Below are 24,389 nucleotides of genomic sequence, written 5' to 3'. Positions count from 1 at the left end.
CCCCTGACCGCCCGGCCGATCCCCGACCGCCCGGCCGGTCCCTGGCCGCCGGACCGGGCGGTCCTCGCCCGGCCGGTCTCCCGCCCGGTCGGGCGCTCCGTGAAAGTTTCACCGGGCGAACCGCCGTCGGGCCGGTCAGCGGGCGCGCCGGGACCGGGCCGTTGACGCCCCGGGAAACACGCTGGAACCATCGGCGCGTCCCATCCGTGGGAACGCTCCCACCACCCTCTCGGATCGTCCCCGGTTCCCGAGCACCCGCTGACCGCGCGCCCCCGAAGGACACCACGTGATCAGACCCCCCGCCTGGCTCGCCCTCGCCGTGGCCGCCGCCGCGGTGACCCTCTCCGCGGTGCCCGCCACCGCCGCCGAGGAGGGGCCGGAGCAGATCCCCAACGGCACCTTCGACACCGGCTCCGCCCCCTGGTGGAGCACCGCCAACACCGCGCTGGAGGTCGACGGCGGCCGGCTCTGCGCGGACGTCCCCGGCGGCACCGTCAACCCCTGGGACGTCATCGTCGGGATCAACGACATCCCGCTGGTCAAGGACGAGACCTACGCGTTCTCGTTCTTCGCCGCCGCCGACCCCGGGCACGTCGCCAAGGCCATCGTCCAGATGCCCTCCGACCCCTACACCGCCTACCTGTCGGCCAGTCCCGAGCTGAGCGTGTCGGGCAACGACTACGCCTACACCTTCACCTCCCCCGTCGACCAGCCGAAGGCCCAGGTGGTCTTCCAGCTCGGCGGCGGCGCCACGCCCTGGCGCTTCTGCCTGGACGACGTCTCCCTCAAGGGCGGCGCCGAGCCCGACGTCTACAAGCCCGACACCGGCCCGCGGGTCCGGGTGAACATGGTCGGCTATCTCCCCTCCGGGCCGAAGAACGCCACCCTGGTCACCGAGCGGACCGAGCCGGTGACCTGGCGCCTGAGGAAGGGCGACGAGGTCGTCGCGACCGGCGAGACCACCCCGCGCGGGACGGACGCCACTTCCGGCCAGAACGTCCACTCCGTCGACTTCGGCTCCTTCACCGCCGCCGGGACCGGCTACACGCTGGAGGCCGACGGCGAGACCAGCCGCCCCTTCGACATCGGCCGCGACCTCTACGACCGGCTGCGGGACGACGCGCTGAAGTTCTACTACCCCCAGCGCAGCGGCGCCGAGATCCGCGACGACCTCCGCCCCGGGTACGGCAGGCCCGCCGGCCACCTGGGCGTCGCGCCGAACCAGGGCGACGTGAAGGTGCCCTGCCAGCCGGGCGTCTGCGACTACTCCCTCGACGTCAGCGGCGGCTGGTACGACGCCGGCGACCACGGCAAGTACGTCGTCAACGGCGGCATCTCGGTCCACCAGCTCATGTCGGCCTTCGAGCGGGCCGCGGCGACGGGCGTCTTCGCCGATGGACAGCTGGACATCCCCGAGAGCGGCAACGGGGTGCCCGACGTCCTCGACGAGGCCCGCTGGGAGCAGGAGTTCCTGCTCAGCATGCAGGTCCCGGACGGAAAGCCGCACGCCGGGATGGCCCACCACAAGATCCACGACGCCAACTGGACCGGCCTGCCGCTGCTCCCGCACCGCGATCCGCAGAAGCGCGAGCTGCACCCGCCGTCCACCGCCGCCACCCTCAACCTGGCCGCCACCGCCGCCCAGGCCGCCCGGCTGTTCGCGCCGTACGACGCCGCGTTCGCCGAGCGCAACCTCAGGGCCGCCCGCAGGGCGTGGGCCGCGGCCAAGGCCGAGCCCGGCATCTACGCCAGCCCCTCCGACGGCGTGGGCGGCGGCGCCTACGAGGACGCCGACGTGACCGACGAGTTCTACTGGGCGGCGGCCGAGCTGTACATCACCACCGGCGAGAAGGAGTTCGCCGACCGCGTCCTCGCCTCCCCGCTGCACAAGGCCGACATCTTCCATCCCGAGGGCTTCAACTGGGGCAGCGTCGCCCAGCTCGGCCGCCTGGACCTGGCCGCCGTGCCGAACGGCCTGCCGGGCCGCGACGCCGTCCGGGCGTCGGTCCTGGCGGGCGCGGACAAGTACCTCGCCGTCCAGAAGGCGCAGCCGTACGGCATGCCGTACGGCCCGGCGCGCTTCGAGTGGGGCTCCAACAGCCAGGTGCTGAACAACGCGGTCGTGCTGGCCGTCGCCCACGACCTGAGCGGCGAGGCGAAGTACCGCGACGGGGCGGTGGAGACGATGGACTACGTCCTCGGCCGCAACGCGCTCAACCAGTCGTACGTCACCGGCTACGGCGAGGTCTCCTCGCACAACCAGCACAGCCGCTGGTACTCCCACCAGCTCGACCCGTCCCTGCCCAACCCGCCGCGCGGCACCCTGGCCGGCGGCCCGAACTCCGGCCTCCAGGATCCGGTGGCCCAGGCCAAACTGCGCGGCTGCGCCCCGCAGTTCTGCTACATCGACGACATCGAGTCGTGGTCGACCAACGAGCTGACCATCAACTGGAACGCCCCGCTGGCCTGGGTGGCGTCCTTCGTCGCCGACGACGCCCCCGCCGCCTCCTGCGACGTCGCCTACACCCGGCACGGCGCCTGGCCCGACGGCTTCACCGCCCAGGTCACCCTCCGCAACACCGGCGCGAAGGCGATCGACGGCTGGACGCTGAAGTGGTCCTTCCTCGGCGGCCGGAAGATCACCGGCGCCTGGAGCGCGGCGGTCGACCAGAAGGGCTCGGCGGTCACCGCGCGGAACCTCGACTGGAACAGGAGGATCGCCCCCGGCGCGTCGGTCACCTTCGGGTTCAACGGCAGGTCCGCCCCGGGCGCCGACCCGGCCCCCGAGCGGTTCCTCCTCAACGGCGCGCCCTGCCGCTGAGCGTCTTCTCCCGGTCCCTCCCCGGCGCGCCCGCCGGGGAGGGACCCTCGGGCCGCTTCCACGGCTCCGGGCCGGCCCCGCCGCTCCGGGCCGGTTTCCCCGGCCCCGAGGTGACGGAACGCCCCGCCTAAACTGGGCACGTGATCGACGACATCCGGGTGGACCCCTCCGTCACCTCCCTGCGGCCCGACTTCGCGGTCCTGGCCATGGGCGTGTACGGCCTGCGCAACGGCCCGACCGACGACCGGTCGCGGGCCTGGCTGGCCGAGGCCGCCCGCGACGCCGTACCGGCCGCGGACCCGAGGATCGAGGCGTGGCGGGAGGCCTACCGCGCCTTCGGGGCCAAGCCGCAGCGGACCCGGCCGTCGGTGGACGCGCTGGTCCGGCGGATGCCGCTGCCGGAGATCAACCTCGTGGTCGACGCCTACAACGCGGTCAGCGTCCGGCACGGCCTGCCGATCGGCGGGGAGGACCTCGGCCACTACGAGGGACCGGCCAGGCTGGTCCGCGCCACGGGCGACGAGCCGTTCGAGACGACCGACCGGGGCGAGCCGTCCGTCGACCACCCCGAGATCGGCGAGGTGGTCTGGCGCGACGACCACGGCGTCACCTGCCGCCGCTGGAACTGGCGCCAGTGCGTGCGGACCCGGATCACCGAGGAGACGACCGACGCGCTGTTCCTGCTGGAGCGGCTCGAACCCATGACGATCGGGGAGCTGACCGCCGCCGGCGAGGAGCTGGCCGGACTCCTGCGGGCCGTCAGCCCCGGCGCGCGCGTCGAGACGAGGATCATCGGACCCGCCGGCGGCGAGTGACGAGGATCGCATCTCCCGGACATCGCCCTCCAGCGTGACCGTTTTCGACTACCCTGGGAAGGTCGGGCGGCGAGCTGCCGTCGGAATGGCGCAGGTCCGGGTCCAGGCGAGTAGCCTTGGACCGGTTCTCCATCATCAACATCATCAACGCCGATCTGCGGAAGAGGGCGATTTCCGCCGTGTCGTCTGAGTCGTCGCGGACAAACCCGCTGGCAGCCTTTGGTCAGAACGAATGGCTGGTCGACGAGCTGTACCAGAAGTACCTCCAGGATCCCGAGTCCGTTGACCGGGCCTGGTGGAACTTCTTCGCCGACTACACCCCAGACTCCGGGGCCGGTCGCGCCGCGCCCCCGGGCACGGCGGCCGCCGCGCCCGCCACCCCCACCCCGGCTGCGGCCCCGGCGACCCCGGCCCCCGCACCGGCAGCCCCCGCGCCGAAGGCGGCGGCCCCCGCGGCCGCCACGACCACCCCGGCGACCAAGACCAAGCAGGAGACGAGCGTGCCCGCCGCCGGCGCCGAGGAAGTCCGACTCCGAGGGGCCGCCGCCCGTACGGCGGCCAACATGGAGGCCAGCCTCCATGTGCCCACGGCGACCAGCGTCCGCGCGGTCCCGGCGAAGCTGCTCATCGACAACCGCATCGTGATCAACAACCACCTGTCGCGCGGTCGCGGCGGCAAGGTGTCGTTCACGCACCTGATCGGCTTCGCGGTCGTCAAGGCCCTCGCGGCCCTGCCGGAGATGAACCACTCCTACTCCGAGGTCGACGGCAAGCCGGTGCTGGTCAAGCCCGAGCACGTCAACCTCGGCCTGGCGATCGACATCCAGAAGGGTGACACCCGCCAGCTCCTCGTGCCGTCCATCAAGCGCGCCGAGACCATGGACTTCCGCCAGTTCTGGGTGGCCTACGAGGAGATCGTCCGCAAGGCCCGCGGCGGCAAGCTCGCCGTCGAGGACTTCGCGGGCACCACGATCTCCCTGACCAACCCGGGCACGATCGGCACCGTCCACTCGGTGCCGCGCCTGATGCCGGGCCAGGGCACCATCATCGGCGTCGGCGCGATGGAGTACCCCGCCGAGTACCAGGGCGCCTCCCCCGAGACGCTCTCCCGGCTCGCGGTGAGCAAGGTCATGACGCTCACCAGCACCTACGACCACCGGATCATCCAGGGCGCCCAGTCGGGCGACTTCCTGCGCCAGATCCACCGCCTGCTCCTGGGTGAGGAGGGCTTCTACGACGAGATCTTCGAGGCCCTGCGCATCCCCTACGAGCCGGTCCGCTGGGTCCAGGACATCTCGGCCACCCACGACGACGACGTGGCCAAGTCCGCCCGGGTCCTGGAGCTGATCCACGCCTTCCGGGTCCGCGGCCACCTCATGGCCGACACCGACCCGCTGGAGTACAAGCAGCGCAAGCACCCCGACCTCGACATCAAGTCGCACGGGCTGACCCTGTGGGACCTTGAGCGCGAGTTCGCCACCGGCGGTTTCGGCGGCCGCCCGCTGATGCGGCTGCGCGAGATCCTCGGCGTGCTGCGCGACTCCTACTGCCGCACCATCGGCGTGGAGTACATGCACATCCAGAACCCCGAGGAGCGGGCCTGGATCCAGGCCCAGGTGGAGCGCCCGCACGCCAAGCCCGACCGGGCCGAGCAGCTGCGCGTCCTGGAGCGCCTGAACACCGCCGAGGCGTTCGAGACGTTCCTGCAGACCAAGTACGTCGGCCAGAAGCGGTTCTCGCTGGAGGGCGGCGAGTCGCTGATCCCGCTGCTCGACTCGGTGCTGAGCGCCGCCGCCGACGACAAGCTCGACGAGGCCGTCATCGGCATGGCCCACCGCGGCCGCCTGAACGTCCTGGCCAACATCGTGGGCAAGTCCTACGGCCAGATCTTCGGCGAGTTCGAGGGCAACATCGACCCGCGCACCGCCCACGGCTCCGGCGACGTGAAGTACCACCTGGGCTCCAGCGGCGACTTCGTCTCGGCCGACGGCTCCAAGCTCAAGACCTCGGTCGTGGCCAACCCCTCCCACCTGGAGACGGTCGACCCGGTCCTGGAGGGCGTGGTCCGCGCCAAGCAGGACCTGCTGGAGCGCGGCGAGGAGGGCTTCACCGTCCTGCCGGTGCTGGTCCACGGCGACGCGGCCTTCGCCGGCCAGGGCGTGGTGGCCGAGACGCTGAACCTGTCGCAGCTGCGCGGCTACCGCACCGGCGGCACCGTGCACATCGTGGTCAACAACCAGGTCGGCTTCACCACCTCCCCGGCCTCGTCCCGCTCGTCGGTCTACGCCACCGACGTCGCCCGGATGGTCCAGGCGCCGATCTTCCACGTCAACGGCGACGATCCCGAGGCCGTGGTCCGGGTCGGGCGGCTGGCGTTCGAGTACCGCCAGGCGTTCCGCAAGGACGTCGTCATCGACCTGATCTGCTACCGCCGCCGCGGCCACAACGAGACCGACAACCCGGGCTTCACCCAGCCGCTGATGTACGACCTGATCGACGCCAAGCGGTCGGTGCGCAAGCTCTACACCGAGGCGCTGATCGGCCGGGGCGACATCACGGTGGAGGAGGCCGAGGGCGCGCTGCGCGACTACCAGGCCAAGCTGGAGAACGCCTTCGCCGAGACCCGCACCGCCGGCGAGACCACGGGCGAGTTCACCCGCCCGGTCGACGTCGACGGCGCCATCGAGTGGTGCCACGACGACGTCCCGACGGCCGTCACCGAGGAGACCGTCAAGCGGATCATCGACACCCAGCTCAACCTCCCCGAGGGCTTCACCATCCACCCGCGTCTGCTGCCGGTCATCCAGCGCCGCGGCCAGATGGTCGCCGAGGACCGCATCGACTGGAGCACGGGCGAGACCCTGGCCTTCGGCTCGCTGCTGATCGACGGCCACCCGGTCCGCCTGGTCGGCCAGGACTCCCGGCGCGGCACCTTCACCCAGCGGCACGCCGTGCTGGTCGACCGCCTCACCGGCGAGGAGCACACCCCGCTCAAGACGTTCAACAACGGCACGACGAAGTTCTACGTCTACGACTCGCTGCTCAGCGAGTACGCCGCCCTCGGCTTCGAGTACGGCTACAGCGTGGAGCGCCCCGACGCACTGGTGTGCTGGGAGGCCCAGTTCGGTGACTTCGTCAACGGCGCGCAGTCCGTCATCGACGAGTACATCACCGCGGGCGAGCAGAAGTGGGGCCAGCGCTCCGGCGTGACCCTGCTGCTGCCGCACGGCTACGAGGGCCAGGGCCCCGACCACTCGTCGGCCCGCATCGAGCGCTTCCTGCAGATGTGCGCCTACGACAACATGACCGTGGCCCAGCCGACCCTGCCGGCCAACTACTTCCACCTGCTGCGCTGGCAGGCGAAGTCGAACCGGCACCGCCCGCTGGTGGTGTTCACGCCCAAGTCGCTGCTGCGGCACAAGGCCGCGGTCTCGGCGGTCTCCGACTTCACCTCCGGGTCGTTCCAGCCGGTGGTGGGCGACGCCACGGTGCAGCCGGGCGACGTCCGCAAGGTCGTGCTCTGCTCCGGCAAGATCTACTACGACCTGGCGGCGGCGCGCGACGCGCAGGGCCGTACCGACGTGGCGATCGTCCGTCTGGAGCGGCTCTACCCGTTCCCGTCGAACCCGCTCGCGGCGGAGCTGGCGCGCTACGGCGACGGCGTCGAGCTGATCTGGGCGCAGGACGAGCCTCTCAACATGGGGCCGTGGCCGTTCCTGACGCTGAAGATGGCGGAGAAGCCCGACGTGTTCGGCGGGCGCCCGGTCAAGCGGGTCTCCCGCAGGGCCAACTCCTCCCCGGCGACCGGCTCGCACTCGGCGCACGAGCGGGAGCTGCGGCAGATCCTGGCGCAGATCTTCGACTGATCTCCGTCCCGGCACAGGCCGCAGGCCGGCCGTCCCCCGCTTCCGCTGGATGTCCGGGGGACGGGGCCGGACCTGGGCACCGCTTCCCGGAAGTCCCCCGCATGCTCCGTGCGGGGGACTTCCCCGTTACCGCGCCCCTTTTCACATTCGAGGAGAACGATGTACTTCACCGATCGCGGCATCGAGGAGCTCGCCGACCGCCGTGGCGAGGAGGAGGTCAGCTTCGCCTGGCTGGCCGACCGGCTGCGCGAGTTCGTCGACCTGAACCCGGAGTTCGAGACCCCGGTGGAGCGGCTGGCCACCTGGCTCGCCCGCCTGGACGACGAGGACGACTGACCCGGGCGGACGCCGAGCACGATTCCGGCGGACGGCGGGCCCGTTCCGACGGATGATGAACGCGCTGGCCAGTCCTGGCGGATGCTGAACATGGCAGGCCTGCCCGCCGGATGATGAACGTGCCGGGCGCGGACGGCGGGAATGACCGGTTTCAACGCGACATATCTTGACCTTCATCGAGAACACGACATATCGTGTTCCTCAAGGAGGTCACCGACATGCGGCAGTGGACCATCGAGAAACCCGGACAGCTCACCTTCGACGCGGTCAGCGGGCTCAACGTCCGGATCGTCGCGGGCAGGCTGGCGGTGCTGGCCAGTGACGGCCCCGCGACCCTGGACGTCACCGACATCGACAGCCCGCCGTTGGTCGTCACCCACGACGACGACGGCACGCTCACCGTCACCTACCGCGACCTTACCTGGGAGGGCCTGCTGAGCTGGCTGCGGTCCGGGCGCCGGGAGGCCACGCTGACGCTGACCGTGCCCAGGGAGTGCCCGGTCGCCGTGGGGGTCGTCTCCGCCTCCGCGGTCGTCACCGGCTTCGAGAACCGCACCTCGGTCAGGAGCGTCTCCGGAGAGATCGTGCTCGACGGCGTGAGCGGCGAGACCCACGCCGACACCGTCTCCGGCTCCGTCGAGAGCCGCGGCCTGGTCGGCGACCTGTCGGTCAAGAGCGTCTCCGGCGAGCTGACCGTGGCCAAGGGCACGCCCCGCCGGCTGCGCGCCAACACCGTCTCCGGCCGGATCACCGCCGACCTGGAGCTCCCGCCGACCGGGCACGTGACGCTGCACAGCGTCTCCGGCGACATCGTGCTCCGCCTGCCGCACGACGTCGCGGCCGACGTCACGATCCGTTCCACCTCCGGCAGGCTGGCCAGCGCCTTCACCGAGCTCGCCGAGTCCGGCCAGCCCGGGATCAGGACGCTCGGCGGCAGGCTCGGCGGCGGTATGGCGTCCCTGTCGGCGGCCACCGTCACCGCGGACGTCACGCTTCTGAAGGGAGAACAGGCATGAGCCCGGTCTTCGGCCACGGACGGCTCCGGCTGTACCTGCTGAAACTGCTCCAGGAGAGCCCCCGCCACGGTTACGAGGTGATCCGGCTGCTACAGGACCGCTTCCTCGGCGTGTACTCCCCCTCCCCCGGCACGATCTACCCGCGTCTGGCCCGGCTGGAGGAGGAAGGCCTGGTCACCCACGAGGTGGTGAACGGCAAGAAGATCTTCACGATCACCGACCGGGGTCGCGAGGAGCTGAACGCCCGGATGGACGAGCTCGCCGACCTGGAGCAGGAGATCTCCGACTCCGTCCGCGACATCGCCCGCGAGGTCAAGGAGGACGTGCGCGACACGGTCCGGTCGCTGCGCGAGGAGCTCACCCAGATGGCGCGCGACATGCGGCAGGGCGCCGGGCAGCAGGGCGGTGCCCGGCGGGACGACCGCGACGACCGTGACGACCGGCGCAACCAGCGCGAGGCCTGGCGGGAGCAGAAGGCCGAGTGGCAGCGCCAGAAGCAGGAATGGCAGCGTCAGAAGCAGGAGTGGCAACGGCAGACGCAGGAGTGGCAGCAGCACGTCGGTGAGCTGAAGCAGGAATGGAAGCAGGAGTGGAAGCGCCTCTGGGCCGAGGGCTTCGCCGGTCACGAGCCGGCCGGTGACCCCCGGCTCGGGCAGATGCTGGCCGAGTTCGTCGAGGAGGTCCGCGCCGACGCGGCCGGTCGCCGGGTGACCGAGGAGACCCTGGCCACCGCGCAGGACGCGCTCTACGACGCCGCCCGCCGCATCCGCGGAGCCCTGCGCTGACCTGCCGGTACGGCCGGCCGTCGCCGGCCGTACCGGCGCGTCTCCGATCACGGATGCTCGGATCGCGCCGGTGCCGGGCGGGCGGGCGCCGGCCGTACCGGGACGGCTCAGCCTCCGGCGGTGAAGACGACCTTCCCGAAGAGGTCTCCCTTCTCCATGGCCGCGAACCCCTCGCGGGCCTCGGTCAGCGGGAGCGTCCGGTCGACCACCGGGCGGGTGCCGGTCTGCTCCAGGAACCGGGCGAGCCTGGCGAGCTGGTCGCGGGTGCCCATGGTCGAGCCGACCACGGACAGCTGGAGGAAGAACACCCGGTTCAGATCGGCTGGCGGCACCGCGCCGCTGGTCGCGCCGGAGACCACGATCCGCCCGCCGGGCCGCAGCGACTTCAGCGAGTGGTCCCAGGTGGCCTGGCCGACGGTCTCCATCACCGCGTCCACCCGCTCGGGCAACCGGGCCCCGCTCTCGAAGACCTGGTCGGCGCCCAGGTCGAGGGCGCGCGCCCGCTTCTCCTCCGAGCGGCTGGTGGCCCAGACCCGGTAGCCGCCCGCGCGGCCCAACGCGATCAGCGCGGTCGCCACGCCGCCGCCCGCGCCCTGGACGAGCACGGTGGAGCCGGGCTCCAGACCGGCCTTGTCGAACAGCATCCGGTAGGCGGTCAGCCACGCGGTCGGCAGGCAGGCCGCCTCCTCGAACCCGAGCGCGGCGGGCTTGGGAACCAGGTTGCGCCGTGGCACGGCTACCCGCTCGGCGAAAGTGCCGTCGTACGTCTCCGACAGCAGCGACCGCTTCGGGTCGAGCGTCTCGTCGGGGCCGTCTCCGATCACCGCGTGGACGATGACCTCGTTGCCGTCCTCGTCGACTCCGGCGGCGTCGCAGCCCAGGACGATCGGCAGCCGATCCTGGCGGATGCCCACGCCCCGCAACGTCCACAGGTCGTGGTGGTTGAGCGCGGCGGCCCGGACCGTGACGGTGGTCCAGCCGTCGGGGACCTCGGGTTCGGGTCGCTCGCCGAGCGTCAGCCCGGCGAGGGGGTTGTCGGGGTCGGTCTGTGTGGCGGTTACGGCGAACATGCCCGCACCCTACGCCCCCGCCCGCGCGTCACACCGCGCCGCCGCACCGGCCGCGCGTCACCACGCGCCGCCGCACCGCCCGCCCCTCACACCGCGCCGCCGCACCGGCCGCGCGTCACCACACACCGTCGCACCGCCCGCGCGTCACACCGCGCCGCCGCACCGGCCGCGTGTCACCACGCGCGGCCGTACTCCCCGCGTTTTGTCCGTGCCGCCGCGCCGTCCCCGCCCTGAACCGCGTCGCCTGAACGGTCCCACGTGTTCCCGGTTACCTGGGAAACGAATTCGAGCCAGTGGTGAAGGTGGTGCTGCGGATATTCCGATCCGACCCGAACAGGCGCCCCCACCAGGGGAAATACCTTTTCGCTAAGCCATAACCAGTCGTTATTCAAATAACGTCTTCGCATCGGATGGAACTGTTCCAAACTTTTTCATGTCATTTCCTCGCCGAAGCCTTGATCAATTCAGTAGCGTTCCGAGCGTTTTCCTGGCGAGTGGAGGTCCCGACCCTCGCCGAGAACGAAAGGAGCTCCATTGAATTCCCGAGCACGGCACCTCACGATCCCCCTCACCGGTGCCCTCCTGGTCACCAGCGTGATCGGCGCCACCTCCGGCGCGCAGGCAAGCGCGTCCTCCCCCGGCGACGTGGTGAGTTCCTCCGCCTCGGAGACCCCCGTCGAAGCCACCTCGTTCTGGTCACCGGAGCGGATGCGCCGGGCCACCGACGCCTCCCGCGACCTCGACCTGAGCGTCAAGGGCGGCACCGCCTCCAAGGCCGCCGGCCGGCCCGACGGCAAGGCCGGATCGGTCCCGCCGATCGGGCAGGAGGGCGGCAAGACCGCCAAGAGCAGGAGCGTCAACCTGCCCAACACCGTCGGCCGGGTCTTCTTCACCCTGCCCGGCGCCAACCCGGCGGACCCCAAGAGCTGGAAGTACTGCTCCGGCAGCTCGATCCAGGGCAGGTACCGCAACCTGGTCGCCACCTCGGCGCACTGCGTCTACGACGTGAAGACCGACAAGTTCTACGACAACTGGGTCTTCATCCCCTCCTACTGGGACGGGGACCAGGCGTGGAACGGCAAGAACCCGTACGGCATCTACGCCGCCAAGTGGTTCAACGCGCACGACGACTTCGTGGTCAAGGAGGACTACGACTTCGACTACGCGTTCGTCAACGTCAGCTCCGGCTACAAGGTCAACTGGGAGAAGGGCTCCGACGGCACGTGGAAGCCGACCGTCAAGAACGTCGGCCGGCTCGGTGACAACGTCGGCGGCCAGGGCTTCGCCTGGAACCAGAAGGTGAAGAACGACATCTTCTCCTTCGGCTACCCGGCCGGCCTGCACCCCGACGGCGACAAGCCCTTCAGCGGGCGCACCATGAAGTGGTGCTACGGCACCGCGGCCGCCATGCCCGCCGCCCCGCAGTACGACATCCAGGAGCACCTCGGCTTCAAGTGCGCCTTCACCGCGGGCGCCAGCGGCGGCCCCTGGCTGCTGAAGTACAAGAACTCCACGCGGACCGGCTACATCAACGGCGTCAACAGCGTCGCGTGGGACACCGACAAGAACGACCGCTACGACAGGATCTCCTCGCCGTACTTCGACACCGACACCTACAAGGTCTACAAGGCCGCGGCCAACCGCTGGACCAAGTGACGAGGTAGCGCGAACCCCCGCCGGGCGGCCGCAAGGCCATTCGGCCGCCCGCCGTGACGAGGGGCCCGGTCTCCGTGGAGACCGGGCCCCTTCGCGGTCCGGGGGTCCGCGGCTTCGGGATTCCGCGGCCCTCACCCGGGGCTTGCGGTGCGCTGCGGCACCGGGGGTTCACGACGCCCTCGGGCATCGGCGCCTCGTGGCACGGGGAGCCGCGAGGACACTCACGGGGAACGGGACCCCCTTTTCCGGGGCCCGTCTCCCTCAGATTCCGGTCGGGGCGGCTCCTAGAAGGCGAAGACCGAGCCGGTGGTGGACCGCATCACGCAGGAGTTGCCGAAGGTGTGCTGGTACCTGACGGTGCGGCCGTCCCAGATGCCGCTCGCGGTCACGGTGACGGGGTCGTACTGCATCGTGCAGGCCACCCCCTGCAGCGGCTTGAGCGCGGTGAACTCGCCGTTGACCACGCCGAGCTGCGCGCACGCCTGGGCCCCATGCGGGTGCGAGCCGCGAGGCGGGTCGCAGACGAGCAGGGCGGACTGCGCCGCGGCGGCCGAGAACTGCTCCCCCGGCGTGGCGCTCAGCACGAGCACCCGCATGTTCTCCGGTGACAGCAGGGGCGCCGGCCGGCGCGGGTCGGCCATGGGCTGCGGGGCGACGGCGGGCTGCTGCTGCGTCACGGGAGCGGCGGGCGGCCGCTGCCGGCTCGCGGGCGGTCGCTGCCGACTGGCCGGCGGCCGTTGGTCGGCGGCGGACGGTCTCTGGTCGGTGGCGCGGGGCGCGGCCGGTTCGATCCGGACGGTCTTCCAGGGGCTCCTGCGCCGGGGCGGTGCGGCGTCGCGCTGCCGCGTCCGCTGGACCCGCGGCGGAACGGGTTTCAGCGAGGAGGCTCCGGGCGCCCCGGAGATTCCGGCCTCCCGGGGCCCGGCCGCGGCGGTGGCGGCGGTCGCCGTCGCGGTGGTGAGCGCGGCGCTGGAGAGCAGGACGAGACCGGCGGCGGCCAGGCAGCGGAGACGTGACATGGAATCCCCCGATGGACGGTGTTGCGTGGGCGGGCCGGAGCGAGGCGACCGGCCTGACCGGGGGGATGGATCAAGGCTCTGAACTGCGGGAATGCTATAACGCCCGGCCGCTTCCTGTCTCGCGGCGACGCACCTTCCGGGAAAAGATCGTGGATCGTTCCCGCCTCGCGGCGGTGGCGCGACACCCCAGCTCAGCACGGTGCACGGTCGCCGCCGAGGCAGTCGATCAAGACGGAGCAGATCAGACGCCGGTTCGCGGCTTTCGGTTCCCTGGTTTTGGTAACGACCCTGTAACGGTCCCCCTTGACTGTCCGTTTTCGGGCTCTTTAAACCAACTTTGCCGAGTACGGTCTCCTCTTGTCTCTTTACGCATGCGTGAGTCAACCCGAGCGACTCATGACAAAGAAGGAGCTACTTTGAACTCCCGAGCCAAGCGCCTCGCCCTCCCCGCCGGTGGCGCCCTCGTCGCCGCCGCCATGATCGCCGCGCCCCTCGCGGGCACCGCCCAGGCGGCGGGGCCCGACGTCAAGTCGACCGCGCTGACCTCCTCCGGCAATGCCGACGCCATCGCGGCGTACTGGAGCCCCTCCAGGCTGAAGTCGGCGAAGACCTTCACCGCCGACTCCACCATCTCGGCCAAGCTGACGAAGACCGGCGCCGCCAAGGCCGCCGCCGACGGCAAGGCGGGCCTGGTGGCCCCGACCGGCCCGGGCAGCAGCAAGTCCGCCGGCAGCTCGAAGAACGTGAACCTGCCCATCACCGTCGGCAAGGTCTTCTTCGTCGACGACAAGGGCCAGGAGCGCTGGTGCTCCGGCACCTCGGTCCAGTCGAAGTACCGCAACCTGGTGGCCACCGCCGGCCACTGCGTGTACGACACCGACAGCAACAAGCCGTACAGCAACTTCGTCTTCATCCCCGGCTACTACCAGGGCAAGGCCCCCTGGGGCATCTACGTCGGCGCCAAGGTCAACACCCACGACGACTTCACGGTCTTCGAGGACTACGACTACGACTACGCCTTCGTCAACGTCTACAACGGCATCAAGCAGACGGGCGTGAAGGAGGTCAAGAAGTCCGAGTACACCGCCTTCAAGGGGTTCAAGTACACCGAGGACAAGGAGATCTCCAAGGAGGAGTTCGAGAAGGGGTACGAGCGGTACGGCGAGCTGGGCCCGTACTGGAAGAAGGCCGCCGACCCGACCGTCGAGACCGTCGCCAAGCCGAGTGACGTCACCGGCAAGAACGTCGACGAGTACATCGCCACCGGCAAGAACGGCGTCAAGCTGACCGCCGTCGAGGTCGTGGAGAGCGACTACAACAAGGCTCCCAAGGGCTTCGACAACGGCAACCAGTTCGAGCGCAAGACCGTCAAGGCGCCGATCAGCCAGGAGGAGTACAACAAGCTCCTCAAGCAGAAGGGCGACGGCGACTTCCTCGGCAAGCTGGAGGCGACCAAGGACGCCAACGGCACCGAGATCGCCTGGTTCAAGACCCAGTACTTCGTGAAGAAGTGGGTCAAGACCACCGTGAAGGAGCTCTACTTCCACACGCGGTACTTCGTGGTGCTCATGGCCGACGCCGGCCGCCTGGGTGACAACGTCGGCGGCCAGGGTGTGGCCTGGAACCAGAAGCTGGGCAAGAAGGTCTTCACCTTCGGCTACCCGACCCTGGGCCACCCCGACGGCAGCCGCCCCTACAGCGGCCAGACCATGAAGTGGTGCTACGGCACGACCGTCGCCGCCCCCGTGGTGTCGAAGTACAAGGCCCAGGAGCAGCAGGCCATCAAGTGCGCCTTCACCCCCGGCGCCAGCGGCGGCCCCTTCCTGCTGCAGTACAAGAACAGCAAGCGGACCGGCTACCTCAACGGCGTCGTGAGCCTGACGGTCGACAGCGACAACAACGACCGCTACGACCGGACGACCACTCCGTACTTCAACGGTGAGACCGCCGCCATCTACAAGCACGCCGCCAACCTCTGGACCGGGAAGCTCCCGTCCTAGTTCTCGCGGTGTGGAGCAGCGGAAGGGCCGGGTGCGCAAGCCCCGGCCCTTCCGGGTCTTGACGGGGCGCTTATGCGCCCGGCGGCAGGCTGGCAGGACGGCGGGCCAGAGCGAATCGGTCGGCCGACCTGCCCAAAACCGAATTGATCTGGAAAAATAGGTTCTTACAGCCTCCCCCGTCCCTCCGTCCCCAGCTCCGTCCCCCGAAAGGAAGCCCCTCATGTCCCCCCGCGTCCGGCGGCTCACGGCCACGCTCGGCGCGCTGTTCGCCGCCTGCGTGACGCTGGTGTCCGCGTTCGCCGGGAGCGCCGGGGCGGACGCGGTGGCCGCCCCCTGGTCGGGCACTCCCAACGGCATCACCTCCGTCACGCTGACCAAGACCGACGCGGACATGAAGCGGATCGCGGAGTACTGGAGCCCGGCCCGGCTCAAGAAGGCCCAGGACAACACGCCCGCCACCCCCGAGGTCAAGCCCAGCGGCGGCGCCACCTCCAGCGCGTCGGCGTCCCCCGCGTCCAGCGCGAAGCCGAGCGCCACCGCGACGGCCGCGGGCGGGATGCCCATCCCCGCCGGGGGCGCCGTCATCCCGGCGGCCGGCACGACCTCCGGCGGCACGAAGCCGGCCGGGGCCGCCTCGTCCCCGGTCGTCAGCCCCAGCCTCCCGAAGAAGAGGCCGCCGGCCGGCGGCAACCCGATCACCGTCGGCAAGGTCTTCTTCCGGATCGGCGACAAGGACTACTGGTGCTCCGCCTCGTCCGTGGCCGCCGCCAACCACCGGCTGGTCGCGACGGCCGCGCACTGCACCTATGACGCCAAGCAGGACAAGTTCGCCGAGTACTGGATCTTCATCCCCGGTTACGCCGACGGTGGCACGCCGTACGGCATCTACGTCGGCCACACGCTCAACCTGCACTCCAGCTTCATCGCCCAGGGCGACTACGACTACGACTACGCGTTCATCACCGTGCACGACGGGTTCCGCTGGAAGCCCGGCAAGACCGCCGGCAGCTACGTGATGGAGGACGTCGGCGCCCTGGAGGACAACGTCGGCGGTCAGGGCCTGATGGTCAACCGCGGCATCAGCCTGCTCACCTTCGCCTTCGGCTACCCCGCGGCCCCGCAGATCGACGGCAGCAGGCCGTACGACGGCCGGACGATCAAGTCGTGCGACGGCCGCACCTACCGGGCCAACGCCCCGGCCCGCCTCGTGGACCGCGGCATCGCGCTCCGGTGCGGGTTCACCGCCGGCGCCAGTGGCGGCCCCTGGCTGATCTACTACGACTCCCTCAACGGCGTCGGCTACCTCAACGGCGTCAACAGTTTCGCCTGGGACACCGACACCGACAAGAAGTACGACCGCATCTCCTCGCCGTACTTCATGGCCTCGACATACGTCGTCTACCGCTGGGCCGCGCACCAGACCGCGAGCTGAGGTCCGGAGACGGACGAAGAGGACCGAACCCCCCTCGGTTCGCCAGATCTTGGTAGGTTGCCTCCTTGTCTTCCCGCAGTTTCCGGGTCATCCGGAAAACGGTGCAGAACAAGGAGCATGTCTGTGAAGCGTTCCCTCCTCCCCCTCGGTGGCGCCGCGCTCGTCCTCGGCCTGCTGGCCGGTGGTACGGCCGGCACCGCCCAGGCAGCCCCCGACTGGGCCACCGACTCCATGGCGACCAACAGCGCCTCGGCCGTTTCGGTCATCAACTTCTGGGCCGCCTCGAACTTCGCCGCCCTCAAGAGGGCCACGGCCTACAACCCCGATCCCGGCGGTGTGAAGATGAAGGCCGGCGGCGGCTTCTCCGCCGACGGACGGCCCGGCAGCGTCGGCCCGACCGGCTCGGAGAGGCCGGCCCAGACCACCGTCAAGAACGTCAACCTGCCCCGCACGGTCGGCAAGGTGTTCTTCGTCGTCAACGGCCAGTACCGCTGGTGCACGGCCACCTCGATCCAGTCGAAGTACCGCAACCTCGTCGCCACCGCCGGTCACTGCGTCTACGACCCGGAGACCAACAGCGACACGATGAGCAAGTGGGTCTTCGTCCCGGGTTACTACCAGGGCAAGGTGCCGTGGGGCATCTACGTCGGCAAGACCGCCTACACCCACTACGACTTCGCCAACTACGAGGACTACGACAAGGACTACGCCTTCGTCACCGTCTTCAACGGCGTGGCCTTCGACGGCATCAAGCAGGTCAGCCGGGGCGACTTCCAGAAGTTCACCGGCCCCAAGTGGGGCGGTGGCGGCCGCTACTACATCCTGCGGTCCAAGGACGTCGGCGCGCTGGGTGACAACGTCGGCGGCCAGGGCGTCACCTGGAACCAGCCGACCGGCAAGCCCGTCTACGCCTTCGGCTACCCCGCGGCCCCGCACCCCGACGGCGACAAGCCCTACAGCGGCGTGACGCCCAAGTACATCTACGGCAAGCCGTCCGGCAAGGTCTACGTCTCTCCCGAGCACAAGGTCGAGGAGCACATGGGCCTCAAGGGCTCCTTCACCCCGGGCGCCGACGGCGGCCCGTGGCTGACGCAGTACAGCAGCGGCCGGCGCCTCGGCTACGTCAACGGCGTCACCAGCCTCTTCGGCGACCAGGACAAGAACGACCGCTACGACCTGATCACCTCGCCGTACTTCGACGGCGAGACGGCCGACATCTACCGCCAGGCCGCCTCCGTGTGGTCCGGCAAGATCGTCGGACCGAACGGCGAGCTGTACCGGTAGGCCGTCCGTCCCTCGGGGCCCCTGGCGGGCGCTGAGGACCCTTCTCCACCCCATCCGACGGGGCCCGGCAGAGATCTCTGCCGGGCCCCGTCGGCGTTTCCGGGGATCGTGTGACGGGTTTCCCGGGTTCCGGGCGGACTTCCGGGGTCCGCATGGCGGCGTCCGAGAGGTCCGGGATCGAGCCGGCGCGGCGAAAAAACGGACTTCAAGCGAGGCCAAGGACGAACCGGACGGGGCCGGAAGGCGGGCCCTCGGGGGCTGGAGACCCCGCCGGGGCGGAGATCGGGCGCGTTAGACGTGGTTCGACCGGATTCGGTGCCATCGGTTCCATGTGATCTGCGTCACATTGACGCGATCACGGATCGCGACCGGACACTCACCCCACTTGGGCCACACCCATTACGAGATCATGACTATCTGCGGAAACGACTCCGGCAAACCCCAACCGTCACAACGGTTTCATCACACGCCGAAGGTAACGGAACGGTCTCGGCCCCGCCTATGCCCTTCTTACCCACCAAAGCGGCTTCCGATTCACAAGATCCGCCCTGTATGTTTCTGGCTATCCCTTTACTGACGCATGGGACGCAAGAAGCGTTCCACATCAGACCAAGGAGTTTCCCTTGAAGCGCATCCTCCTCCCCGCCGGTGGCGTCGTCCTCGCCTCCGGCCTGCTGGCCGCCGGCCTGGCCGGCACCGCCAACGCCGCTCCCGACTGGGCCTTCGACACGATGGCCAAGGACGCTCCGTCCGCTCAGGAAGTGGCGAAGTTCTGGTTCGCCAAGAACGGCGACACCATCAACCTGGCCAAGGCCACTCCCTACACCTGGGAGACCAAGGCCACCCCGCAGCTGAAGGCCGGTGGCGGTTACACCGCTGACGGCAAGCCGGGCCTCGCCGCCCCCATCGGCGAGGAGAAGAAGACCGCGGCCAAGGTTCAGAACATCAACCTGCCGAAGACCATCGGCAAGGTGTTCTTCGAGGCCCCCGACGGCAGCCTGAAGTGGTGCTCCGCCACCTCGGTGCAGTCGAAGTACCACAACCTCGTCGCCACCGCCGGCCACTGCGTCTACGACGACAAGGCCAACGGCAGCGTCATGGGCAAGTGGGTCTTCGTCCCGGCCTACTACCAGGGCAAGGCGCCCTTCGGCGTCTACGTCGGCAAGACCGCCTACACCCACTACGACTACTCCGTGTTCAACGACCGCGACCGCGACTACGCGTTCGTGACCGTGTACAACGGTGTTCAGATCGGTGGGGGCACCACCAAGGAAGTCAAGAAGAGCGAGTTCGACGCCTACCAGGGTGCCAAGTGGGTCAAGAAGACCCCGGTCACCAAGGACCAGTACGACGCTGGCGTTGAGAAGTACGGCGTTGACGGCCCCTTCAAGTCGGCCGCTTCCGACCCCAAGGTGGAGACCGTCGCCAAGCCGGCCGACGCCGCCACGAACCTCAAGGCGTACACCTCCGCTGAGGGTTACAAGGGCGTCAAGGTCATCGGCGTCGAGGTCACCAAGTCGGCCTACGAGGCTGCTTCTCACGGTCTCGAGAACGGCAACCGTTACGAGGGCCTGAGCAGCGAGAAGGACGGCAAGCTCACCCCGACCCCGATCAGCCTCGAGGAGTACAACGCCCTCAAGGCCAAGAAGGGCGACGGCGACTTCCTGGGCGAGATCGCCGAGGTCAAGGACGCCAAGAACAACGTCATCGGCTGGACGAAGCAGCAGTTCTTCGTCAAGAAGTGGGTCAAGGCCACGACCGACGTCTCCTACTGGGTCGAGACCTACGTCATCGGCGAGGGCTTCATCAAGGACGCCGGCAAGCTCGGCGACAACGTCGGTGGCCAGGGTGTGGCCTGGAACCAGAAGACCGGCCAGAAGGTGTACGTGTTCGGCTACCCGGCCGACGCGCACCCCGACGGCAACAAGGCCTTCACCGGTGTCACGCCGAAGTGGTGCTACGGCACCACCTCCGCCAAGGTGTACGTCTCCGCGGCCGAGAAGGTCGAGGAGCACGTTGGCCTCAAGTGCTCGATGACCCCGGGTGCCGACGGCGCTCCGTGGCTCATCAAGTACAGCAACGCCAAGCGTCTCGGCTACGTCAACGGCGTGACCAGCCTGTTCGGCGACCAGGACAAGAACGGCCGCTACGACCTGAGCACCTCGCCGTACTTCGACGGTGAGACCGCGACGGTCTACAACCAGGCCCAGGCTGTCTGGTCCGGCTCGATCGTCAAGTAGTCTCTGACGATCACCTGAGCTCGGGGGTCCAAACCTCAAGCTCACCCTGCTCCACCTGAGGGGCCCGGCTCTTGCCGGGCCCCTCAGTCTTTTCCCGCCCCACCCGGGTTTCCGTGCCCGCCCCCTCGGGCCCCGGCCCGCCCGGCTCCGGCCGTTCCCGGCGACCCGGTCCTCTCGGCGCCGCCCGGCCTCTCCGTCCCCCGGTCAGACCGCCGCCGCGCTCCCGGCCCGCTCCCCCAGCTCCTTCACCGCGGTCTCCCCCGCGAACGGCGCGAACCTCCGCCGCAGGTCGTCCGCGTACGACCGGCTGCGGGCCGACTGGAGGTCGCGTGACAGCTCCAGCGCCTCCCCCGCCGCCGAGCACGCCTGCTCCAGGTCGCCGCTGCGCAGCCACCCCGCCGCGAGCAGGGACAGGTTGAACATCCGCCCCCGCACGTAGCGCCCGTCCATGTCGAGCGACCGCGTGGCGTGCCGTACGGTGGCCGGGCCGTCGCCCAGGTCGCGGAAGCAGTGGGCGAACTTGGCCGCGAGGTACGCCTCGTCGAAGTAGGAGATCCAGCCGGGCTCGTCGCCGCCCCGCCGGTCGAAGGCCAGCTCGGCCTCGTGCAGCGACGCGGCGCACGCCGTACGGTCGCCCTTGACGGCGTGCGCGTGCGCCTCCGTCACGTGCGCCTCGGCGAGCAGGGTGAAGATCCCGGCGCGGCGGGCCGAGAGCTGTGCGGCCCGCGCGAGGTCGAGGGCGTGCGCCGGCTGCCCGACGTACACCGCCTGGTGGCTCATCCCGGCGAGGATCTCCCCGCCGAGGCCGTGGTCGCCGGCCTCCCTGGCCAGCCGGAGCGCCTGGATGAGGTAGCGCTGGGCCAGGCCGTGCCGCTCCAGGTCGTAGGCCATCCACCCGGCCAGCCGGGTCAGCTCGGCCGCGGCGGACGCCAGGGCCCGGCCGGTGGCCTCGCCGTAGGAGCCGTCCGACAGCAGCGGGGCGACCGCGGTGTCGAGGTACTTCACGACGGCGGGGCGGATCCGGCCGCCGCCGAACCTGTTGTCCAGCTCGCCGAAGGAGCGGGTCACCTCCCGGATGGCCGCGATGTCGGCCGTGCCCACCCGCCGGTGGCCGCCCGCGACGGGGGCGGACTCCTGCGGGAGGGTCAGCCAGCGCAGCGCGCCGGTCGAGCCCGCCCCGACCGCGAAGGCCGAGTCGAGCAGGAACCTGCGTCTCTCCACGTCTCCGTGCCACAGTGCCGTCACGGTCGTGATCGCCTCCTGCCAGGTATGGGGGAACTCCTGCCCGGGGGCGTCGGCCCCGCGGGACGGCCTCCGGCGGGTGGGTCCCGCCTCGGCCATGAGAGCCATGAGCCGCCGAAGTGAGTGGTCGGGCCGGTGTGTCATCGTTCATCTCCTCACCGTGGGCACCGCGTGCGCGCCGCGGGGGCGTCGCGGGGGCACGACGCGGGTGCCGGACGAGCACGGCGTGGGCACCGCGCGGGTGCCGGGAGGGATTCGCACCCCGTGCCGGACTCCGCCCCTCCCTGACGCACTTGCCGGAACGATGACGGAGCGCTCCGTTTATAGCACGTTCGGTTACCGCTTTTTGAAGATTCCCTGGAACACCAGGTGGGGCGGCGCAACGCGAGACGCCCCCGCCGGTCGGGCGGAGGGCGTCGTGGGCGGTGAGGATTCCCGGGTGAGGGTCCCGGTGAGGGCGGCCCGCCGGTGGCCCGTCGGCGGGTCACCGGCGGCCTGCCGGGACCCGTCCCGGGCGGTCTACCGGCGGGCGACCCCGTCGAGCCGGGCCTGCGCGGCGACCGCGGCGGTGACCGCGGGGGCGACGCGCTCGTCGAACGGGCTGGGGATGACGTAGTCGGCCGCGAGGTCGTCGCCGACCACCCCGGCCAGCGCCTCGGCCGCGGCGACCTTCATGTTCTCGGTGATGGCGGTGGCGCGGACGTCGATCGCCCCGCGGAAGACGCCGGGGAAGGCCAGCACGTTGTTGATCTGGTTGGGGAAGTCGGAGCGGCCGGTCGCCACCACCCGGGCGTACCTGGCGGCGACCTCCGGGTAGATCTCGGGCGTCGGGTTGGACAGCGCGAAGACGATCGAGCCGGGCGCCATGGAGGCGACGGCCTCCTCGGAGACGGTCGAGCCGGACAGGCCCACGAACACGTCGGCGCCGGCCAGGGCGTCCTCGGTGGAGCCGCGCAGGCCCGCGCGGTTGCTGTCGCGGGCCAGGGCCTCCTTGACCGGGTTCAGCCGGTCGCGCCCGTCGTGGATCAGCCCGGCGGAGTCGGCCACCGCGAGGTCGCCGATGCCGGCGTCGAGCAGCATGCGGCTGACCGCGACGCCGGAGGCGCCGGCGCCGGCGACGACGGCCCGCAGCTCGCCCAGGGAGCGGCCGGTGAGCCGGGCGGCGTTGCGCAGCGCGGCGAGCACGACGATGGCGGTGCCGTGCTGGTCGTCGTGGAAGACGGGGATGTCGAGCAGCTCGCGCAGCCGGGCCTCGACCTCGAAGCAGCGGGGCGCGCTGATGTCCTCCAGGTTGACGCCTCCGAAGGACGGCGCCAGCCGCGCGACGGTCTGGACCAGCGCGTCGACGTCGGTGCAGTCGAGGCAGATCGGCACCGCGTCGACCCCGGCGAACTGCTTGAACAGCAGGGCCTTGCCCTCCATGACGGGCATCGCGGCGGCCGGGCCGATGTCGCCGAGGCCGAGCACGGCGGTGCCGTCGGAGACGACGGCGACGACGTTGGGCACCCAGGTGTAGTCGGCGGCCAGCTCGGGCCGCTCGGCGATCGCGCTGCAGACCCGGGCCACGCCGGGGGTGTAGGCGAGCGCCAGGTCGGCGGCGTCGCGGACCGGGACGGTGGAGCGGATCTCCATCTTGCCGCCGCGGTGCAGGGCGAACGCCGGGTCGAGATCGAGGCGGTCGGAGGGTTCGACGGAGACTGAGGACGGCGTGACGGCCAAAGCGACCCCTGTGGTTCAGTCGGACGGAAGGACTTGTTCCTGCGTGGACGGCGCGGGAAGCCCGGCCCGGCTTCGGTTGCAGCCCGGGGCCTGCTTGCCGGAAACGGTCGTCCGGAGGGTTCGGGGGTCACCCGTCGCTCGATTCTGCCACATGACCGGGCCACGAATGGTGACAGATAGCGCTTAGTTTGTTTCGGATGGTGGCGGCCGTGACAGCGTGTAATACTCGAACCCCTGCACATCGCTTACAGCAAAGACGGACCACCGGTGGATCTGACCTCCTACGCCGAGCTGGCTGTGCTGCTCATCAACAGCCCCGACCGACTGACCGGGATGGACGGGCTGCGGTCCATCCTCGAAGAGGGCAACCGCTACCGCCCCGGTTGCCGCATCATGCGAAGCGACCTCGACGCCCTGCGCGACCTGCGTGAGGAGCTCGTGGCCGTGTTCGAGACCGCCGCGCTCGGCGACGAGCAGGCGGTGGTCGACCGGCTCAACTCGCTGCTCATCCAGCATCCCGTCCAGCCGCAGATCTCCGGCCACGACGGCGAGCGCTGGCACCTGCACCTCACCGAGGGCGGGCGGATGGCCGACCAGTACGCCGTGGGCGCGGTGATGGGCCTGGCCACCATCGTCACCGACCTCGGGGTGGACCGGCTGGGCCTGTGCCAGGCCGCGCCGTGCCGCCGCGCCTACCTCGACACCTCCTCCAACCGCTCGCGCCGCTACTGTTCGGAGCGGTGCGCCAGCCGGGCCAACGTGGCGGCCTACCGGGCGCGCAAGAAGGTCAGCGGCCAGTAGCGCAGCACCACCCTGCCGACCAGCAGCGCGGGCGGCAGGGCGCCGAAGTCCCAGCTGTCGCGGCGGCCGGGGGCGCGCTGGTTGTCGCTCTCCAGCCACCACCGCCCGTCGGCCTCCCGCCAGGCGGCCCGTTTGACGATCAGCCGCTCCGGGTCGCCCGGCAGCCGGGCGACGACGAGGTCGCCCTCCCGTACGGCGGCGCCCCGCCGTACCCAGAGCCAGTCTCCCGGGCGCAGGGCGGGCAGCATCGAGTCGCCCTCGACACGCACTCTCATCCGTCTCCTCCC

General features: G+C 70.5%; 17 protein-coding genes. 12 read left to right on the top strand and 5 right to left on the bottom strand.

Features of this window, described 5'->3' with window-relative positions; genetic code table 11:
• Positions 1-286 precede the first annotated feature (286 nt).
• The 6 genes from IEZ10_RS17220 (at position 287) to IEZ10_RS17195 (ending at position 9,639) form a co-directional block, all read left to right on the top strand.
• Positions 287-2,821 carry a glycoside hydrolase family 9 protein gene (locus IEZ10_RS17220; RefSeq protein WP_189247529.1) on the top strand — a complete coding sequence of 845 codons (2,535 nt, stop codon included), beginning with the start codon at positions 287-289 and terminating at the stop codon, positions 2,819-2,821.
• A gap of 140 nt (positions 2,822-2,961) precedes the next feature.
• The gene (locus IEZ10_RS17215) at positions 2,962-3,636 is read left to right on the top strand and encodes a B3/B4 domain-containing protein (protein ID WP_189247528.1); all 675 of its coding nucleotides are present in this window, start codon (positions 2,962-2,964) and stop codon (positions 3,634-3,636) included.
• A gap of 179 nt (positions 3,637-3,815) precedes the next feature.
• Entirely contained in the window at positions 3,816-7,502 is a 3,687-nt protein-coding gene (locus IEZ10_RS17210; RefSeq protein ID WP_189247527.1) for a multifunctional oxoglutarate decarboxylase/oxoglutarate dehydrogenase thiamine pyrophosphate-binding subunit/dihydrolipoyllysine-residue succinyltransferase subunit, read from the top strand.
• 159 nt (positions 7,503-7,661) lie between these two features.
• Positions 7,662-7,838: a DUF6104 family protein gene (locus IEZ10_RS17205; protein WP_189247526.1), complete on the top strand. Its 177-nt coding sequence runs from the start codon at positions 7,662-7,664 to the stop codon at positions 7,836-7,838.
• Between the two features lie 218 nt (positions 7,839-8,056).
• A complete protein-coding gene (locus tag IEZ10_RS17200) occupies positions 8,057-8,854 on the top strand; it encodes a DUF4097 family beta strand repeat-containing protein (RefSeq protein ID WP_189247525.1) in 798 nt (265 codons plus the stop codon).
• On the top strand, positions 8,851-9,639 hold the full coding sequence (locus IEZ10_RS17195) for a PadR family transcriptional regulator (protein ID WP_189247524.1): 789 nt from the start codon (positions 8,851-8,853) through the stop codon (positions 9,637-9,639). The genes IEZ10_RS17200 and IEZ10_RS17195 overlap by 4 nt, the downstream gene beginning before the upstream one ends.
• 107 nt (positions 9,640-9,746) lie before the next feature.
• On the opposite strand, the gene IEZ10_RS17190 is transcribed toward IEZ10_RS17195, so the two are convergent.
• Entirely contained in the window at positions 9,747-10,709 is a 963-nt protein-coding gene (locus IEZ10_RS17190; protein WP_189247523.1) for a zinc-binding dehydrogenase, read from the bottom strand.
• Between the two features lie 534 nt (positions 10,710-11,243).
• Between IEZ10_RS17190 and IEZ10_RS17185 the strand changes: the two genes are divergently transcribed.
• Positions 11,244-12,365 carry a trypsin-like serine peptidase gene (locus IEZ10_RS17185; RefSeq protein WP_189247522.1) on the top strand — a complete coding sequence of 374 codons (1,122 nt, stop codon included), beginning with the start codon at positions 11,244-11,246 and terminating at the stop codon, positions 12,363-12,365.
• 284 nt (positions 12,366-12,649) lie between these two features.
• Here IEZ10_RS17185 and IEZ10_RS17180 read toward each other — a convergent pair whose 3' ends face one another.
• Positions 12,650-13,384: an SSI family serine proteinase inhibitor gene (locus IEZ10_RS17180; RefSeq protein WP_189247521.1), complete on the bottom strand. Its 735-nt coding sequence runs from the start codon at positions 13,382-13,384 to the stop codon at positions 12,650-12,652.
• Positions 13,385-13,800: 416 nt separating this feature from the next.
• Between IEZ10_RS17180 and IEZ10_RS17175 the strand changes: the two genes are divergently transcribed.
• The 4 genes from IEZ10_RS17175 to IEZ10_RS17160 all read left to right on the top strand — a co-directional run bounded on the left by IEZ10_RS17175 (position 13,801) and on the right by IEZ10_RS17160 (position 20,340).
• Positions 13,801-15,384 carry a trypsin-like serine peptidase gene (locus tag IEZ10_RS17175; RefSeq protein WP_229811363.1) on the top strand — a complete coding sequence of 528 codons (1,584 nt, stop codon included), beginning with the start codon at positions 13,801-13,803 and terminating at the stop codon, positions 15,382-15,384.
• 220 nt (positions 15,385-15,604) lie between these two features.
• Positions 15,605-16,816, top strand: coding sequence for a trypsin-like serine peptidase (locus IEZ10_RS17170; protein ID WP_189247519.1), 1,212 nt, complete (start codon positions 15,605-15,607; stop codon positions 16,814-16,816).
• A gap of 117 nt (positions 16,817-16,933) precedes the next feature.
• Positions 16,934-18,100, top strand: a complete 1,167-nt coding sequence (locus tag IEZ10_RS17165) for a trypsin-like serine peptidase (protein ID WP_308426279.1) — start codon at positions 16,934-16,936, stop codon at positions 18,098-18,100.
• Positions 18,101-18,723: 623 nt separating this feature from the next.
• The gene (locus tag IEZ10_RS17160; protein ID WP_189247517.1) at positions 18,724-20,340 is read left to right on the top strand and encodes a trypsin-like serine peptidase; all 1,617 of its coding nucleotides are present in this window, start codon (positions 18,724-18,726) and stop codon (positions 20,338-20,340) included.
• 204 nt (positions 20,341-20,544) lie between these two features.
• Here IEZ10_RS17160 and IEZ10_RS17155 read toward each other — a convergent pair whose 3' ends face one another.
• On the bottom strand, positions 20,545-21,726 hold the full coding sequence (locus IEZ10_RS17155; RefSeq protein ID WP_229811362.1) for an NsdA family TPR-like regulatory protein: 1,182 nt from the start codon (positions 21,724-21,726) through the stop codon (positions 20,545-20,547).
• Positions 21,727-22,101: 375 nt separating this feature from the next.
• The gene (locus IEZ10_RS17150; RefSeq protein WP_229811361.1) at positions 22,102-23,301 is read right to left on the bottom strand and encodes an NAD(P)-dependent malic enzyme; all 1,200 of its coding nucleotides are present in this window, start codon (positions 23,299-23,301) and stop codon (positions 22,102-22,104) included.
• Between the two features lie 267 nt (positions 23,302-23,568).
• Here IEZ10_RS17150 and IEZ10_RS17145 point away from each other — a divergent pair, with 267 nt between their 5' ends.
• A complete protein-coding gene (locus IEZ10_RS17145) occupies positions 23,569-24,102 on the top strand; it encodes a CGNR zinc finger domain-containing protein (protein WP_179825175.1) in 534 nt (177 codons plus the stop codon).
• On the opposite strand, the gene IEZ10_RS17140 is transcribed toward IEZ10_RS17145, so the two are convergent.
• Positions 24,069-24,377 (bottom strand): S24/S26 family peptidase, encoded by a 309-nt coding sequence (locus tag IEZ10_RS17140; RefSeq protein ID WP_189247516.1) that lies wholly within the window; start codon positions 24,375-24,377, stop codon positions 24,069-24,071. The two genes, IEZ10_RS17145 and IEZ10_RS17140, sit on opposite strands and share 34 nt — an antisense overlap.
• Positions 24,378-24,389: the final 12 nt, after the last annotated feature.

It is taken from the genome of Streptosporangium pseudovulgare, assembly GCF_014648055.1.
Classification (GTDB): Bacteria; Actinomycetota; Actinomycetes; order Streptosporangiales; family Streptosporangiaceae; genus Streptosporangium; species Streptosporangium pseudovulgare.
Note: the sequence above shows the minus strand (reverse complement) of the source record. Positions and strands in the feature narration are given on the sequence as shown.

Coding starts and splice junctions, on each gene's coding strand:
- IEZ10_RS17180 (WP_189247521.1), bottom strand. CDS start 13,384: ATGTCACGTCTCCGCTGCCTGGCCGCCGCCGGTCTCGTCCTGCTCTCC.
- IEZ10_RS17140 (WP_189247516.1), bottom strand. CDS start 24,377: ATGAGAGTGCGTGTCGAGGGCGACTCGATGCTGCCCGCCCTGCGCCCG.
- IEZ10_RS17165 (WP_308426279.1), top strand. CDS start 16,934: ATGTCTGTGAAGCGTTCCCTCCTCCCCCTCGGTGGCGCCGCGCTCGTC.
- IEZ10_RS17205 (WP_189247526.1), top strand. CDS start 7,662: ATGTACTTCACCGATCGCGGCATCGAGGAGCTCGCCGACCGCCGTGGC.
- IEZ10_RS17195 (WP_189247524.1), top strand. CDS start 8,851: ATGAGCCCGGTCTTCGGCCACGGACGGCTCCGGCTGTACCTGCTGAAA.
- IEZ10_RS17190 (WP_189247523.1), bottom strand. CDS start 10,709: ATGTTCGCCGTAACCGCCACACAGACCGACCCCGACAACCCCCTCGCC.
- IEZ10_RS17170 (WP_189247519.1), top strand. CDS start 15,605: ATGTCCCCCCGCGTCCGGCGGCTCACGGCCACGCTCGGCGCGCTGTTC.
- IEZ10_RS17155 (WP_229811362.1), bottom strand. CDS start 21,726: ATGACACACCGGCCCGACCACTCACTTCGGCGGCTCATGGCTCTCATG.
- IEZ10_RS17200 (WP_189247525.1), top strand. CDS start 8,057: ATGCGGCAGTGGACCATCGAGAAACCCGGACAGCTCACCTTCGACGCG.